At 38.1% G+C, this 13,468-nt stretch carries 14 protein-coding genes and 1 pseudogene; 10 read left to right on the top strand and 5 right to left on the bottom strand.

Going from position 1 to position 13,468, the window contains the following annotated elements:
- The first annotated feature begins 21 nt into the window (after positions 1 to 21).
- The 6 genes and pseudogenes from ACB089_RS15390 (at position 22) to ACB089_RS15365 (ending at position 4,558) form a co-directional block, all read left to right on the top strand.
- The gene (locus tag ACB089_RS15390) at positions 22 to 267 is read left to right on the top strand and encodes a PTS glucose transporter subunit IIA (protein WP_374967576.1); all 246 of its coding nucleotides are present in this window, start codon (positions 22 to 24) and stop codon (positions 265 to 267) included.
- A 30-nt stretch (positions 268 to 297) separates the two neighbouring features.
- Complete coding sequence (locus ACB089_RS15385; protein ID WP_374967185.1) at positions 298 to 1,005, top strand: glucosamine-6-phosphate deaminase; 708 nt, start codon at positions 298 to 300, stop codon at positions 1,003 to 1,005.
- A 218-nt stretch (positions 1,006 to 1,223) separates the two neighbouring features.
- Positions 1,224 to 2,093 (top strand): LysR family transcriptional regulator, encoded by an 870-nt coding sequence (locus tag ACB089_RS15380; protein WP_374967184.1) that lies wholly within the window; start codon positions 1,224 to 1,226, stop codon positions 2,091 to 2,093.
- Between the two features lie 152 nt (positions 2,094 to 2,245).
- A pseudogene (locus ACB089_RS15375) lies at positions 2,246 to 2,984 on the top strand (sulfite exporter TauE/SafE family protein).
- Positions 2,985 to 3,068: 84 nt separating this feature from the next.
- Positions 3,069 to 3,974 carry an aminoglycoside phosphotransferase family protein gene (locus ACB089_RS15370; RefSeq protein ID WP_374967183.1) on the top strand — a complete coding sequence of 302 codons (906 nt, stop codon included), beginning with the start codon at positions 3,069 to 3,071 and terminating at the stop codon, positions 3,972 to 3,974.
- A 260-nt stretch (positions 3,975 to 4,234) separates the two neighbouring features.
- Positions 4,235 to 4,558: a YnfA family protein gene (locus ACB089_RS15365; protein WP_374967182.1), complete on the top strand. Its 324-nt coding sequence runs from the start codon at positions 4,235 to 4,237 to the stop codon at positions 4,556 to 4,558.
- A 58-nt stretch (positions 4,559 to 4,616) separates the two neighbouring features.
- Here the strand turns inward: ACB089_RS15365 and ACB089_RS15360 are convergent, their stop codons facing one another.
- From ACB089_RS15360 to nhaC, 3 genes are all read right to left on the bottom strand, one after another.
- Positions 4,617 to 5,372 carry a class I SAM-dependent methyltransferase gene (locus ACB089_RS15360; RefSeq protein WP_374967181.1) on the bottom strand — a complete coding sequence of 252 codons (756 nt, stop codon included), beginning with the start codon at positions 5,370 to 5,372 and terminating at the stop codon, positions 4,617 to 4,619.
- A 158-nt stretch (positions 5,373 to 5,530) separates the two neighbouring features.
- Positions 5,531 to 5,932 (bottom strand): hypothetical protein, encoded by a 402-nt coding sequence (locus ACB089_RS15355; RefSeq protein WP_374967180.1) that lies wholly within the window; start codon positions 5,930 to 5,932, stop codon positions 5,531 to 5,533.
- A 105-nt stretch (positions 5,933 to 6,037) separates the two neighbouring features.
- On the bottom strand, positions 6,038 to 7,420 hold the full coding sequence (gene nhaC / locus ACB089_RS15350) for a Na+/H+ antiporter NhaC (protein ID WP_374967179.1): 1,383 nt from the start codon (positions 7,418 to 7,420) through the stop codon (positions 6,038 to 6,040).
- Between the two features lie 659 nt (positions 7,421 to 8,079).
- Between nhaC and ACB089_RS15345 the strand changes: the two genes are divergently transcribed.
- Positions 8,080 to 8,700: a DUF47 domain-containing protein gene (locus ACB089_RS15345; RefSeq protein ID WP_374967178.1), complete on the top strand. Its 621-nt coding sequence runs from the start codon at positions 8,080 to 8,082 to the stop codon at positions 8,698 to 8,700.
- A gap of 15 nt (positions 8,701 to 8,715) precedes the next feature.
- Positions 8,716 to 9,732 carry an anion permease gene (locus ACB089_RS15340; protein ID WP_374967177.1) on the top strand — a complete coding sequence of 339 codons (1,017 nt, stop codon included), beginning with the start codon at positions 8,716 to 8,718 and terminating at the stop codon, positions 9,730 to 9,732.
- 456 nt (positions 9,733 to 10,188) lie between these two features.
- Here ACB089_RS15340 and ACB089_RS15335 read toward each other — a convergent pair whose 3' ends face one another.
- A complete protein-coding gene (locus ACB089_RS15335; protein ID WP_374967176.1) occupies positions 10,189 to 10,362 on the bottom strand; it encodes a hypothetical protein in 174 nt (57 codons plus the stop codon).
- Positions 10,363 to 10,394: 32 nt separating this feature from the next.
- Positions 10,395 to 11,186 carry a hypothetical protein gene (locus tag ACB089_RS15330; RefSeq protein ID WP_374967175.1) on the bottom strand — a complete coding sequence of 264 codons (792 nt, stop codon included), beginning with the start codon at positions 11,184 to 11,186 and terminating at the stop codon, positions 10,395 to 10,397.
- Between the two features lie 139 nt (positions 11,187 to 11,325).
- Between ACB089_RS15330 and ACB089_RS15325 the strand changes: the two genes are divergently transcribed.
- Both ACB089_RS15325 and ACB089_RS15320 read left to right on the top strand, forming a co-directional pair.
- The gene (locus ACB089_RS15325; protein WP_374967174.1) at positions 11,326 to 12,024 is read left to right on the top strand and encodes a response regulator transcription factor; all 699 of its coding nucleotides are present in this window, start codon (positions 11,326 to 11,328) and stop codon (positions 12,022 to 12,024) included.
- Positions 12,021 to 13,466, top strand: coding sequence for an ATP-binding protein (locus tag ACB089_RS15320; RefSeq protein ID WP_374967173.1), 1,446 nt, complete (start codon positions 12,021 to 12,023; stop codon positions 13,464 to 13,466). Before ACB089_RS15325 ends, ACB089_RS15320 begins: the two co-directional genes overlap by 4 nt.
- Positions 13,467 to 13,468 lie beyond the last annotated feature (2 nt).

The following is a 13,468-nucleotide window of genomic DNA, read 5'->3' as shown; positions in this document are numbered from 1 at the left end:
AATTAATTGGTATAGACAACTATACCGAAGGGAGGCATAGATACTGTCAACTTAAATGGTGAAGGCTTTGAAACGTTGGTTACAGCTGGTCAAGTCATTCAATGCGGCGATCCGTTATTAATAGTAGACTTAGAGACTATTAAAGACAAAGTGCCTTCTATCATTACACCAGTTGTTTTCACAAGTTTAGTTGGACAGGAAGTAACACTTACTAAATCAGGTTTCCAACGAGCAGGTTCTACTAATATTATTTCGATTAATAAATAGCAAACAGCCTAAAAGAGGGGGAATAAGGAATTGAAATTGGAACGTTTTTCTTCAAAAGAAGATGTATACACGCGTGCAGTAGATATTATAGAAAAAGCTAAAATAAGCGGTGCCACAACGTTCGGTCTAGCTACAGGTGGTACGATGGAACCGCTGTATGCTAAAATCCGTGAAATCGATGTTGATTTTTCTAATTGTATTAGCTTTAATTTAGACGAATATGTTGGACTATGTGCTAAACATGAACAAAGCTATGCATGTTATATGGATCACCATTTATTTCGTCATAAACCATTTAAAGAATCCTATTTACCGAATGGTTTAGCGGATCATCCAGCAGAGGAAGCTGCACGCTATGAATCTTTATTACAGCAGCATCCATTAGATTTCCAATTGCTTGGCATCGGACAAAACGGTCATATCGGTTTCAATGAACCAGGAACGCCATTTGATTCTTTCACACATCTTGTGACGCTTGCACAATCAACTCGCCAAGCAAATGCACGCTTCTTTGAATCAATCGATGAAGTTCCAACCCAAGCATTGACGATGGGGATTCAATCCATTATGCGCGCAAAGTGTATTTTGTTAATCGCTGTCGGAGAAGCAAAACGTGATGTATTAGAACGTGTGCTTGCGTCTGAATATACAGAAGATGTACCAGCAAGTGTTTTATCGAAACATCCAAATGTTATTATTCTAACAGATTTGCAAGAAGAGGAGAATTCACACAAGTAGCCGTTAACTAAACGTTTTAGACGATGAGATAAGATAAAAAAGTAGTTGAAGATACAAGTAAATGTAGAGCTTCAACTACTTTTTTTCTTAGATTTTCTGATAGTAATAAAATAAATCGACAAACGGACGGTTAATGCTTTGTTGAAAAAAGACATAAAAAGGTTTCAATACGTAAATAGATTTCGATATAATGAATGAAAAACTAGAGAGGCCTATTTATGGAAACAGAATGGTTACGAACTTTTATTGTTGCTGCGAAAACAGAGAATTTTCGAGAGACGGCAGAACAACGTTTTATTACGCAATCGACAGTATCGAAGCATATGCAGCATCTAGAAAAAGAACTTCAAACAACACTTTTTGAAAGACAGGGTAAGCAGGTGAAATTAAATCATATTGGTGTCCATTTTTTACTACAAGCAGAGAAAATGATTGCAACAATTGATGAAGGATTACAAAATACTGCGTCCTTTATGGATGGGTATACGTCTCAGTTAACAATTGGTGTTGCACCTCAAATCGCCAATTCCACATTACCAGTAATTATTCACGCATTTCAGCAGCAAAGACCTTCCATTCAAATCACGATCGAACTGTTAAAATCCAATGAAATCGGAGAAGCGGTATATGCAGGCGTAGTAGATATCGGTTTATCAAAATTGACATCGACTCGAGACATTCTAGCAGTCCTTCTCACGCAGGAACCACTTCAATTAATTGCTTCGATGTCAAAAAGAGCGACAGATGCACTGACTCTTTTACAGCAGGAAATCATTTTAACACATGAATACGCACCGTACTGGCAAGACATACAACAAGTATTGCAACAATTCCCAAGCTATAAAAGCATGCGTATCAATCAAACAGAGGTCATCAAAAACTTTGTCAAACAAGGATTAGGTATCGCTTTTTTACCAAAGAGTGTGATCGAGGCAGAATTTCAGCAGCAATTGCTTCATAGCTATTCGGTACAGGAGTTTTCCCATATTGTATCGAACACTTATTTTTTATCAAAATATTTGTCAGCGGATATTGAGGCATTCTTAGCCGTTTGCCATTCCGACTACAATGGGGCGGCTTTAGACTAGCGTTCTTAATGAGCCTTTTTACTTAGACATCATTTGGTCAACGTTTTTCTTCAAACAACATTGTAAAGCAAATCTGCATCATTTATTCATATATTCCTTTTATACTAGATCAAGCGGAAAGTTATATAATTAAAAATAGAAGGTGTTTCTAAATGTATAGTATGATGTCGAACATAAGCGAGTTTATAAGCGGACCTATTTCAATATTTTTAAATTCCTATGAACATTCTCCGTTCATTATGGCCATTCTACTTGGATTAATAGGCGCATTAGCACCTTGTCAGTTAACGGGGAATATGAGTGCTATCACTTTTTATGGGAATCGAGCGATTCAAATGAAAAGTAATTGGCAAGAAATTATGTTTTTTATATTGGGGAAAGTCGTTGTATTTAGTTTTATCGGCTGTTTTGCTTGGTTATTTGGTCAGTCCTTTGAAACGAAGATGACTAAGTATTTCCCTATTTTTCGCCAAGCAATTGGTCCGATACTGCTGATCACAGGACTCGTGCTGATTGGCATTTTAAAACTAAAATTTCTGAATCGAATTCCCTCGTTTTTTCCGACTGTTTTAAAAGAGGGGAAAGTTGGCTCCTTTCTGATGGGTGCTAGTTTTTCCATAGCGTTTTGTCCTACGATGTTTGTTCTGTTCTTTGTTTGGTTAATGCCAACAGTCGCAACCTCTTCGTATGGTTTAGCCTTTGCCAGCCATTTTTGGTTTAGCAACCTCTGTGCCACTTCTGGTAATGCTGGGGCTTATTCATTTATTCGATGCAAAAAGGCTCATTATGCGGACAAGCATGAAAATGGGGAGAGTGATTCAGATGGTTGCGGGCTTTATTTTAATCATTTTAGGTATAACCGATACGATTACATACTGGGGATTGTACTAAAGGCTAAGGAGCGCCTTTGCTTATATAGTCTCTAAACATCGAAATTTGATTTCGAATCAATATATTATCTAAAGGAGGAAATATATGATTGAACAATTATTGAATGAAATGCCTTTGCTAAAAGACTATAAAGAATTCAAGAAAATTAATAAGGGATTTTCTTCAGATGAAAAGTATTTCATTTCTCTAAAAAATAGCGATGAAAAATATATGATAAGATTTTTTCCAATCAGTCAATTTGAAGATAGAGAAAAGGAGTTTGCAATACTAAAGACAGTTGAGACTTATACAAATAAAGCAATAAAAGCATGTGAGATTGGAAAAATTCAAGATCACGGTTATTTGGTAACCACTTATGTGGATGGGAATGATGTTGAAGCTGAGTTGTTAGTATTAACAGAAAAAGAACAATATCAATTAGGTTTTGAAGCAGGACAAGAGCTTTTGAACCTACATAAGATACAAGCACCTAAACATATAGAACCATGGTATGAACGAAAAAGTTTAAAGCATAAAAAATATGTGGAGGGTTATCTAGCATGCCCAATAAAAATTGATCAAGATGAAAAAATCCTACAATTTATAGATAATCATATGTTGTTGATGGAAAATCGCCCTAATATATTTCAGCATGATGACTATCACCCAAGTAATTTAATTGCACAGGAAGGGAAATTAAAAGGAATTATTGATTTTGGGAGATATGATTGGGGTGATCCGATTCATGAATTTGTGAAAATCGGTATTTTCACACGAAATATTAGCATTCCTTTTTCCATTGGTCAAATAAAAGGTTATTTTAATGGAGAAGAACCAAGTGATGAATTTTGGACTTTGTATAGTTTATATCTAGCCATGTGTGTTTTTTCAACAGTTGTATGGACATTAAAAACAATTCCAGCAGATATGGATAATATGCGAAATAAAATTAATATCTTCCTAGATGATCATCAGCATTTCAAAAATGTAAAACCAAGTTGGTATAAATAAAAGACAGACAGCTAATATGAAGCCTTCTAAAGACTGCAACATATCTAAAATTATGTTACAAGTAAGAGGAGTATAGTAAAACATAATAGCGATATCAACGTTCAATATTTTGCATCCCTCCTTTTATATATCTTACCCATCGTTACACAGGAGAAAAGCGAAATTATTTGATTTCATTAATTAATAGTAGCGTGCTTTTATGTAAAATAGAGCAGATAATGCAAATCTACTTTTAAACATATATAGAAAGTGTGAAAAAAATGATTAGTGCAACATTATTATTTATCCTCGCAGGAATAGGCGAAATTGGAGGCGGCTATCTAATTTGGCTGTGGTTAAGAGAAGGTAAACCATTTTATTGGGGTATTATAGGTGGTATTGCCTTAGCTTTATACGGGGTTGTCGCAACTTTTCAATCCTTCCCGACCTTTGGAAGGGTTTATGCAGCCTATGGAGGTGTCTTTATTGTCCTTTCCATTTTGTGGGGTTGGGGAATAGACGGCAAAAAACCAGACGTCTTGGACTGGGTTGGAGCAGGCATTTGTTTAATTGGCGTAATGGTTATTTTATTCCCTCGTTCATAACAAGGAAAAAGGTTACCTTAAAGAAAGTAACCTTTTCCCTTATTATTTTTTTATAGTTTCACTTAATAGCAACAAATCGTAATCGCCTATAATCAGCAATCCATTGATTATCCTGATAAGACACAGGCTTTAATAATTCTTCACATTTTGCATAGATCTGTTCTTTTTCAGCTTCTGATAAATGCTGGAGCATATTATTGCTGAACATCATTAGCCAATTGCGTAGCCCATCGTCACCTTGAAGTGGGGTTGGGCGCTCATATAACGTAATCATTTCAACCGTAAAACCAGCATCTTCTAATTTCGACTGGTATTCTTCTAAAGTAGGGAAGTACCATGGGAAATATTCCTCTATATAAGACAGATTTAAATCCTCCATACTTTTTTGTAATGCCCATACAATAGAAGCAATATTACCGTGTCCACCCATTTCTGCAACGAATCGGCCACCTTGTTTAAGGGAGTTGTAAATATTTTGAATGACTTGATCCTGCTGTTTCATCCAATGGAGTGCAGCGTTTGAGAAGACGGCATTAAATTGATTTGTTATGTGAAGTGCGGCAGCATCCAGTGTGTAAAACTTAATGTCTGGATATTTTTGCTGTGCAGCGATAATCATGTCGTGGGAGGCATCTATCCCTTGCACATTGGCACCAAGTCCTGCAATATCACGTGCTAAATCACCTGTGCCACAACCAACATCTAAAATTTCTTCATTTTCTTGAGGGGCAAGTAAGTCCACTAAGCTTCCTCCAAATTTTGAAACAAAGTCATGCTTTTGATCATATAAATTGGCATTCCATGTTGTTGACATTTCTCTTCATCTCCTTTGTTTGAGCATAACAGAGAGTTTAGGTGAACAGAAATGCGGAAAATGATCAGTTTTGATTCCACATTGGAATATAGAAGGGGGCAGGCTATGTACGATATCGCCATGATCGTTTACCTGCATTAGCAATAACGGCTCCTTCATTAAATAGTCAATTCCGTTTCAAGAAAAGTTGCTACATCATTCCAATCTTCTATTGGAGAACTTTTTTCATATTCAAATGTGCCAAAATTCACATGAGCATCTGGTTCATCTTCATAAAGTGAAAATTCTCGTATTAACTTGCCATTTTCTATTACTATTAGCTCTGCATTAAAATCCTCATCGTAGTATGCATAAGTAACAGAATGATCCATTGCAAGTTCCATCCAAGATTCATTTGTTAAACCAAAGAACGCTTCTCCTTCTAAGTCTACAAAATATGTCCATCCATCTTCATGTTCTGCAATATGTACTGATTGATCAATTTCTTCATCTATCCAATCGCAATATCTTTTTTTAGCATCTTCTAATGGTAAATTCATTTTAAAACAACATGTTCGCATTTCTATTTAACACCTCAATTTCAAATACGGCTACTATTAATTTACAGTTTAACATGAAAGATACTCAACAAAAAAGGTAGCTGACGTTTTCATCAGCTACCAATCTTATTTTTCAAGCTTCGTTAATGTTTTACCACTCCAACCAAAGATGATTGTTAAAATTGGTCCGAGTAGACAGAAGAAGGTATATGGCAGGTAAGAAGTTGTTGGTATATCTAGTACACTAGCAATAAAAATACCGCAAACACTCCACGGAACAAGAGGGTTGACTACAGTACCTGCGTCCTCCATGACACGAGATAGATTTTTAGGGGCAAGTCCGACCTTCTCAAATTGAGCTTTAAATGCTTCTCCAGTAAGAAGGATGGATAAATATTGCTCACCAATTAATGTGTTGACACCAATTCCTGTAATGGCAGCGCCTGTAATAACAGATCCAGCACTTTTAAAGAAACCTTCCACCTTCGATAAAATACTTTGAATAATGCCGAGCGTAAATAATAGACCACCCATTGTTAATGCTAATAAAACTAAGGCAATTGTAAATAGCATACTGTTCATACCACCACGTGTCAGCAATGCATCTACTTCCTTATTACCAGTATTAGAGACATAGCCATCAAAAAGCATTTTGAATACATTCGACAGTGCAATCGGTTCTTGTATGTAGGCAATTCCAACACCAATAATTGAAACGACTGCAAGTGTAATTAGTGCAGGTGCTTTATAAAATGTCATAATAACGAGAACAACAATTGGTAATAATGTATACCAATGAACAAGTCCTGTTGACAGTAATCCTTCTTTAAATTGCTCAACTGTGTCAAATGAAGTATCTGCTCCTGTTGGCGATAATATTGCATAAAGAACAAATGATATTAAGAAAGCTGGAATCGTTGTCCAACCCATATTTTTAATATGCTCGAAAAGGTCTACGCCAACTGTACCAGATGCAAGATTTGTTGTATCTGATAGCGGAGACATCTTATCTCCAAAGAAAGCTCCGGACACAATCGCACCGGCTGTTATAGCTAAAGAGATGTCCATTGCACCTGCAATCCCCATAAAAGCAACGCCCACAGTCGCAACTGTTGTTAATGAACTACCAACTGAAATACCAACGATACTACAAATCAAAAATACGATGGCAAAGAAAAAGCTTGGTGAAACCGTTAAGAAACCGTAGTAGATAAGCGTTGGGATTGTACCACCCATAATCCAGCTTGAAATTAAAATACCAATAAAGAAGAAAATAAAAACAGCTCCAAGACCAGCACTGGCACCTGCCACCATACCAGCTTCAAGCTCACGAAAAGGAACTTTTTTTAGTAATCCATAGGCAATTAAAAGCGAAATGACAAGTAAAATAGGTATATGGGGTGTCGCTTGTAAATACCCAATACTGAATGCCATCGTGGCAATAATTAATAATATAATGAAGCTTGCCTCGATAAATCGAGGGTTACTTTTTGCTTCAATTCGAAACATGCTAATCCTCCTAACAGTCACTTCTCCGCTTCAATGCGGTGAAGCCCAAAAGTATTATAGCATGCACATGAATTTTGTCAATTGATTGAAAATTACGTCAGTTCAATTAGTATGGTCCCAAACTTTCTTGAAAACCGTATAAGTTGCAACTAGGAAGAGCATAACAAGCGTTAGAGGCTTTAAAATAGCTGGTGAAACAAGGTGTATGGTGTATGCACCAATGAACGAGTAAAAAAAGTATTATTTTGGCAATCTTTTCAAAGTCAACCTTACTTGCAAGTAAAAATGTTAGCCATTTTTTGTCATAACACGACGAATGGTAATAAGTAACAATGGAAACTCGACATGTTTATGTAAAAACCGTTTACAATCCCTTAACATTTGTAAAGGCGAAAAAAATTGAAGAGAAAAAAGTTTTTTCAAGTATTTTTATAAAAATAAAAGAAAAAACGGTAATATTTAAAGAAAATATGGTGATTTTTATTAGTAGGTTACCAACGTTTTCAACTTGAAAAAGCACTTAAAAATAAATGTGTCGAATTTTATATTACATTTTTGTAAATTCAACTCGTTTATGTTTAAAAATATGTAGAATTGTGTAAAAGTTTTGTTATGATGATTGCAGAAATCCACTATATTCTTTCAACAGGAGGAACATTATGTTCAACTCAAACAAGCAAGATCCATTTTTTAAGGCGTTATTAAACATTTCTAAAAATGTTAATGAAGGCATCTACTATGCACATAATGCACGTATTCAAGATATAGATGCGCTGAAAGAGATCGCAGATACAATGAAACAATATGAAAAAAGTGGAGATAAGTTGATTCATGAGCTGATCGTCATGCTGAATAAATCATTTATGACGCCTATCGAGCGCGAGGATATTTTAGCTCTTGCTAATAAATTAGATGATGTCATTGACGGCATGGAAGGCTGTATTGCTCACTTTGATATGTATAATTTAACTGAAGTGACAGAGCCAATGCGTCAATTCCTAACATATATTGCGAAAAGTACAGATGAAATGGTACAAGCAATGGAGCTATTAAATAGTAGAAAGCTTGTGGAAATGCGTAAACATGCGATTCAAATTAAGGATTATGAGCGTGAATGTGATGAAATTTTCCGTTCTTCAATGAAGCAATTATTTATCCAGGAAAAAGATCCAATGCGTATCATCGTGTTCAAAGATATTTACGAACAATTTGAAGATATTGCAGACTACTGTCAAACAGTAGCAAATACAATTGAAACAATAATTATGCGTAACGCGTAAGATGGAGTGTACGAAATGGATACGATATTACTAATAACAATATTAATCGTTATATTCGCACTTGTGTTCGATTTTATTAACGGTTTCCATGATACAGCCAACGCGATCGCAACTTCTGTATCAACAAGAGCTTTGAAGCCGCGAACAGCAGTATATTTGGCTGCGGGTATGAACTTCATCGGAGCTATTACATTTGTAGGGGTAGCGAAAGCATTAACAAAGGATATTGTTGACCCATACAGCTTGAATGCTTTTGATGGAGATACTACAGGTTCTGTCGTTATTTTAGCGGCATTATTTTCAGCGATCACATGGAATTTAGTAACGTGGTACTTTGGAATTCCGTCTAGTTCATCGCATACATTGATTGGGTCTGTGGCAGGGGCTGCCATTGCAGCGGCAGGCTTTGATGCTTTAAACTATAGCGGCTTTATAAAAATCCTTCAAGCGCTTCTGTTCTCACCAATAATTGCGTTTGCAGCTGGTTTCTTAATGATGTCTTTATTTAAAGTTATATTCAAGGATATGAATTTATATCGAACGAATAAAGGTTTCCGAACGATGCAAATTGGTACAGCCGCTTTACAATCATTTACTCACGGTACTAACGATGCGCAAAAGGCGATGGGGATTATTACGCTCGCTTTAATTGCAGGAGGCTTGCATCAAGGTGATGATATTCCTTTCTGGGTACGTTTTGCAGCAGCATGTGCGATGGGTCTTGGTACATCAGTAGGTGGTTATAAAATCATCAAAACAGTTGGTGGTAAGATCATGAAAATTCGTCCAGTAAATGGGGTTGCAGCTGACCTTGCTTCTGCATCTATCATTTTTGGAGCGACATTAATTCACTTACCAGTATCTACAACACATGTTATTTCTTCATCCATCATGGGGGTAGGAACAGCACATCGTGTAAAAGGTGTTAAATGGGGCATGGCACGAAAAATTGTGACAACATGGGTGATCACAATGCCAATTTCTGCAGTCATGGCAGGAGCTATTTATTATTTCTTAAGTTTATTTTTCTAACATAATGAGAGGGAATGCACAATTCGCGTGCATTCCTTTTTTTGATTTTATTTAGTGATAGAGACGAGCAGAGTGACGGGAAGATAGGGCGAAGTGATGGAAAGGCTGAGCAGAACGACGGTTAGCAAAGCCGGAGAGACGGAAAGGCCGAGCAGAGCGATTGAAAGAAAGGGCAGAGTGACGGAAAGAAAGGACGAAGCGACGGAAAGCTCGAACAGAACGTCGGATAGAAAAGAAGGCGACGGAAAGTTCAGGTGGAACGACGGAAAGAAAGGGCGGAGTGACGGAAAGAAAAGCCGAAGCGACGGAAAGCTCGAGCAGAACGACGGATAGAAAAGAAGGCGACGGAAAGTTCAGGCAGAACGACGGAAAGAAAGGGCAGAGTGACGGAAAGAAAGGACGAAGCGACGGAAAGCTCGAACAGAACGTCGGATAGAAAAGAAGGCGACGGAAAGTTCAGGTGGAACGACGGAAAGAAAGGGCGGAGTGACGGAAAGAAAAGCCGAAGCGACGGATAGCTCGAGCATAACGACGGATAGAAAAGAAGGCGACGGAAAGTTCAGGCAGAACGACGGAAAGAAAGGGCAGAGTGACGGAAAGAAAAGCCGAAGCGACGGATAGCTCGAGCATAACGACGGATAGAAAAGAAGGCGACGGAAAGTTCAGGCAGAACGACGGAAAGAAAGGGCAGAGTGACGGAAAGAAAGGACGAAGCGACGGATAGCTCGAACAGAACGCTGGATAGAAAAGAAGGCGACGGAAAGTTCAGGTAGAACGACGGAAAGAAAGGGCAGAGTGACGGATAGCTCGAGCATAACGACGGATAGAAAAGAAGGCGACGGAAAGTTCAGGCAGAACGACGGAAAGAAAGGACGAGGCGACGGATAGCTCGAGCATAACGACGGATAGAAAAGAAGGCGACGGAAAGGCCTGGTAGAACGACGGAAAGAAAGGGCAGAGTGACGGAAAGAAAAGCCGAAGCGACGGATAGCTCGAGCATAACGATGGATAGAAAAGAAGGCGACGGAAAGTTCAGGCAGAACGACGGAAAGAAAGGGCAGAGTGACGGAAAGAAAGGACGAAGCGACGGATAGCTCGAACAGAACGACGGATAGAAAAGAAGGCGACGGAAAGTTCAGGTGGAACGACGGAAAGAAAGGGCAGAGTGACGGAAAGAAAGGACGAAGCGACGGATAGCTCGAACAGAACGACGGATAGAAAAGAAGGCGACGGAAAGGCCAGGCAGAACGACGGAAAGAAAGGGCAGAGTGGCGGAAAGAAAAGCCGAAGCGACGGATAGCTCGAGCATAACGACGGATAGAAAAGAATTCGACGGAAAGTTCAGGCAGAACGATGGAAAGAAAGGACGAAGCGACGGAAAGTTCAGGCAGAACGTCGGAAAGAAAAGACAAAACGACGGAAAGTTCAGGCAGAACGACGGATAGAAAAGACAAAACGACGGATAGCTCGCCCCGCTCGACGGATAGCCATATCGAATCGACGGATAGCAGAATCTATGGTAATTATAAAGAAAGTGTAAAGTTCGGATAAAAAGACTTTTTACATAGTAAGGTTAGTACAGGAGGAAAACAGATGAGAGAAAAGCTATTACTGATTGAGGATGATACGGCGATTGGACGTATTGTAAAGGATACGCTTGAACAAGAGGGTTACCAAGTTACTTGGGCAACGACAGGGCTTGAAGGACTAGCAGATTTTCAAGTAAATACATTCGATTTAGTGTTAGTCGATTGGATGTTACCTGAGATGGATGGCCTAACTGTTTGCCAAAATATTCGCTGGCAAAGTGATCTGCCAATTTTAATGATGAGTGCGCGTAAGGAAGAGGCAGATAAGGTTGAGGGCTTGCAGGGCGCTGATGATTATATAGCAAAACCGTTTAGCTTAGAGGAGTTAAAGGCACGTGTAGCTTCTCACTTACGTCGCTGGAAACGTTATAACAAAAAGGAAATATCAGAAGATGTTACATCCTTTGCACACGGCTTAAAGATTGATTGGCAAAAGGAAACAGTGCGCCTTAATGAAGAAGAGCTTGCCTTAACACAGAAGGAATTTGCTCTATTAAAATTACTGGCGAAAAATCCAAGCCAAACTTTTTCAAAAGAAGAGCTCTATCAGCATATTTGGCAACAGGCGAGCGTAGTTGAAACACATACAGTCACTGTACATATAAAGGCGCTACGAGAAAAGCTAAAAGACCCAGTCAAAACGCCGTATTATATACAAACGGTATGGGGCAAGGGCTACTGCTTTATTGGGGAACCGCTATGAAAATTAAAACTTGGTTACTCATCACTTTTTTTATCGTGATGATTTTACCTATAGCTGGTGCATATGGCCTTTATGTGTGGATTAACGCCTATTATCAAGATAAAAACTTTAGTGAATATATCGAAAAGTGGACAGAACTTAATCAGGTAAAATCTGTACTCAACAATCCTGTGTATTATAAAAAAAATGCAGATATAAAAGATATTGAAGTACTAACCAATGATCAGTTAGCCATTACACTGTATTCGAAATCTGGCTATGTTTTGTATTCCTCAAATCCATTGAATTCGGGATTTGTATCGAAAGACCGTATATTTAAAGATTTATACGATTTAAAGCAAAGGTACAATGCCTTTACGTATAAAGAACCTGTTTATCAAGATGAGGAATTGCTTGGGGTATATGAAATTCAATTAGTTAGGACGGATTGGGTAAAAGGCGTAGAAAGTCGTTCTTGGCTTGTAATAGCTGGCTCTATATTATTATTTCTCCTAATATATTTTGCAGTAATGATGCTGCTTAACCGTAAATTAAATCGACCGTTGCATGAATTGATGCGGCAAATGCGAGCTTTTGCAAAGGGAGAGCATGCGGAATCGAATTTAGGGGTAAGAAAAGATGAAATTGGGGAGCTTGCTCAAACCTTTCTTGCTATGCAGGATGAAATAGAAACTGCGCGAGCTCACTTAAAAGCTGAACAACAGCAAAAGGAACTAATGATTGCTAGCATTTCCCATGATTTAAAAACACCTCTTACAGCTATTCAAGCATATGCAGAATCTTTGCAAGGCGAGGCGTTATTAGAGGAACAGCAAGTCGAGTACCGACAGATTATTTTAACGAAGGCTGACATAATGAAGCAGATGTTAGAGGATTTACTAATGTACACTTTATTGCAATCTACAAGCTATCATTTAGAGCTAGTTGAAGTAGATGGGGAAGAATTTTTTGAAATGGCACTGTCGGATTACGAGCATCTATGTGAGAATGAAGGATTTACGCTTTCAGTTACTTGTGACATAGAGGGGATCTATGCAGTACATCCGAAGCAGCTTCAACGTGTGATCGACAATTTAATAAGTAATGCTTGGCGCTATGGGGAAATAGGTACAACGATAGGTTTAGCAGCTGTAAATGTAGGGAAATGTCCTATATGGTGCTTTGATTTTGTAGTACCAGCACTGGCAAAGCAAGATGGCATGTATATTATTGTGCAAAATAGCGGGCAAGGTGTAAATAAAGAAAATATTGAGAAGTTATTTGAGCCGATGTACCAAGCAGATACAGCGCGAACGAAGGCTGGGGAGCGAGGCACTGGACTAGGCTTAAATATTGCAAAACAAATAATAGAAAAGCATGGTGGGACAGTAGAGCTTATATCTAAAGAAGGCTATGGCACAGCTGTATTATGCTGGTTGCCACCATTTAAAGGAGAAATATGATC

The organism is Lysinibacillus sp. RS10, assembly GCF_041956855.1.
GTDB classification, from domain to species: domain Bacteria; phylum Bacillota; class Bacilli; order Bacillales_A; family Planococcaceae; genus Lysinibacillus; species Lysinibacillus xylanilyticus_A.
Note: the sequence above shows the minus strand (reverse complement) of the source record. Positions and strands in the feature narration are given on the sequence as shown.

Excerpts from the sequence above, each read along its gene's own strand:
- ACB089_RS15380 (WP_374967184.1), top strand. The coding sequence starts at position 1,224 with ATGGAAACAGAATGGTTACGAACTTTTATTGTTGCTGCGAAAACAGAG.
- ACB089_RS15370 (WP_374967183.1), top strand. The coding sequence starts at position 3,069 with ATGATTGAACAATTATTGAATGAAATGCCTTTGCTAAAAGACTATAAA.
- ACB089_RS15365 (WP_374967182.1), top strand. The coding sequence starts at position 4,235 with ATGATTAGTGCAACATTATTATTTATCCTCGCAGGAATAGGCGAAATT.
- ACB089_RS15360 (WP_374967181.1), bottom strand. The coding sequence starts at position 5,372 with ATGTCAACAACATGGAATGCCAATTTATATGATCAAAAGCATGACTTT.
- ACB089_RS15355 (WP_374967180.1), bottom strand. The coding sequence starts at position 5,932 with ATGCGAACATGTTGTTTTAAAATGAATTTACCATTAGAAGATGCTAAA.
- nhaC (WP_374967179.1), bottom strand. The coding sequence starts at position 7,420 with ATGTTTCGAATTGAAGCAAAAAGTAACCCTCGATTTATCGAGGCAAGC.
- ACB089_RS15345 (WP_374967178.1), top strand. The coding sequence starts at position 8,080 with ATGTTCAACTCAAACAAGCAAGATCCATTTTTTAAGGCGTTATTAAAC.
- ACB089_RS15340 (WP_374967177.1), top strand. The coding sequence starts at position 8,716 with ATGGATACGATATTACTAATAACAATATTAATCGTTATATTCGCACTT.
- ACB089_RS15335 (WP_374967176.1), bottom strand. The coding sequence starts at position 10,362 with ATGCTCGAGCTATCCGTCGCTTCGGCTTTTCTTTCCGTCACTCTGCCC.
- ACB089_RS15325 (WP_374967174.1), top strand. The coding sequence starts at position 11,326 with ATGAGAGAAAAGCTATTACTGATTGAGGATGATACGGCGATTGGACGT.
- ACB089_RS15320 (WP_374967173.1), top strand. The coding sequence starts at position 12,021 with ATGAAAATTAAAACTTGGTTACTCATCACTTTTTTTATCGTGATGATT.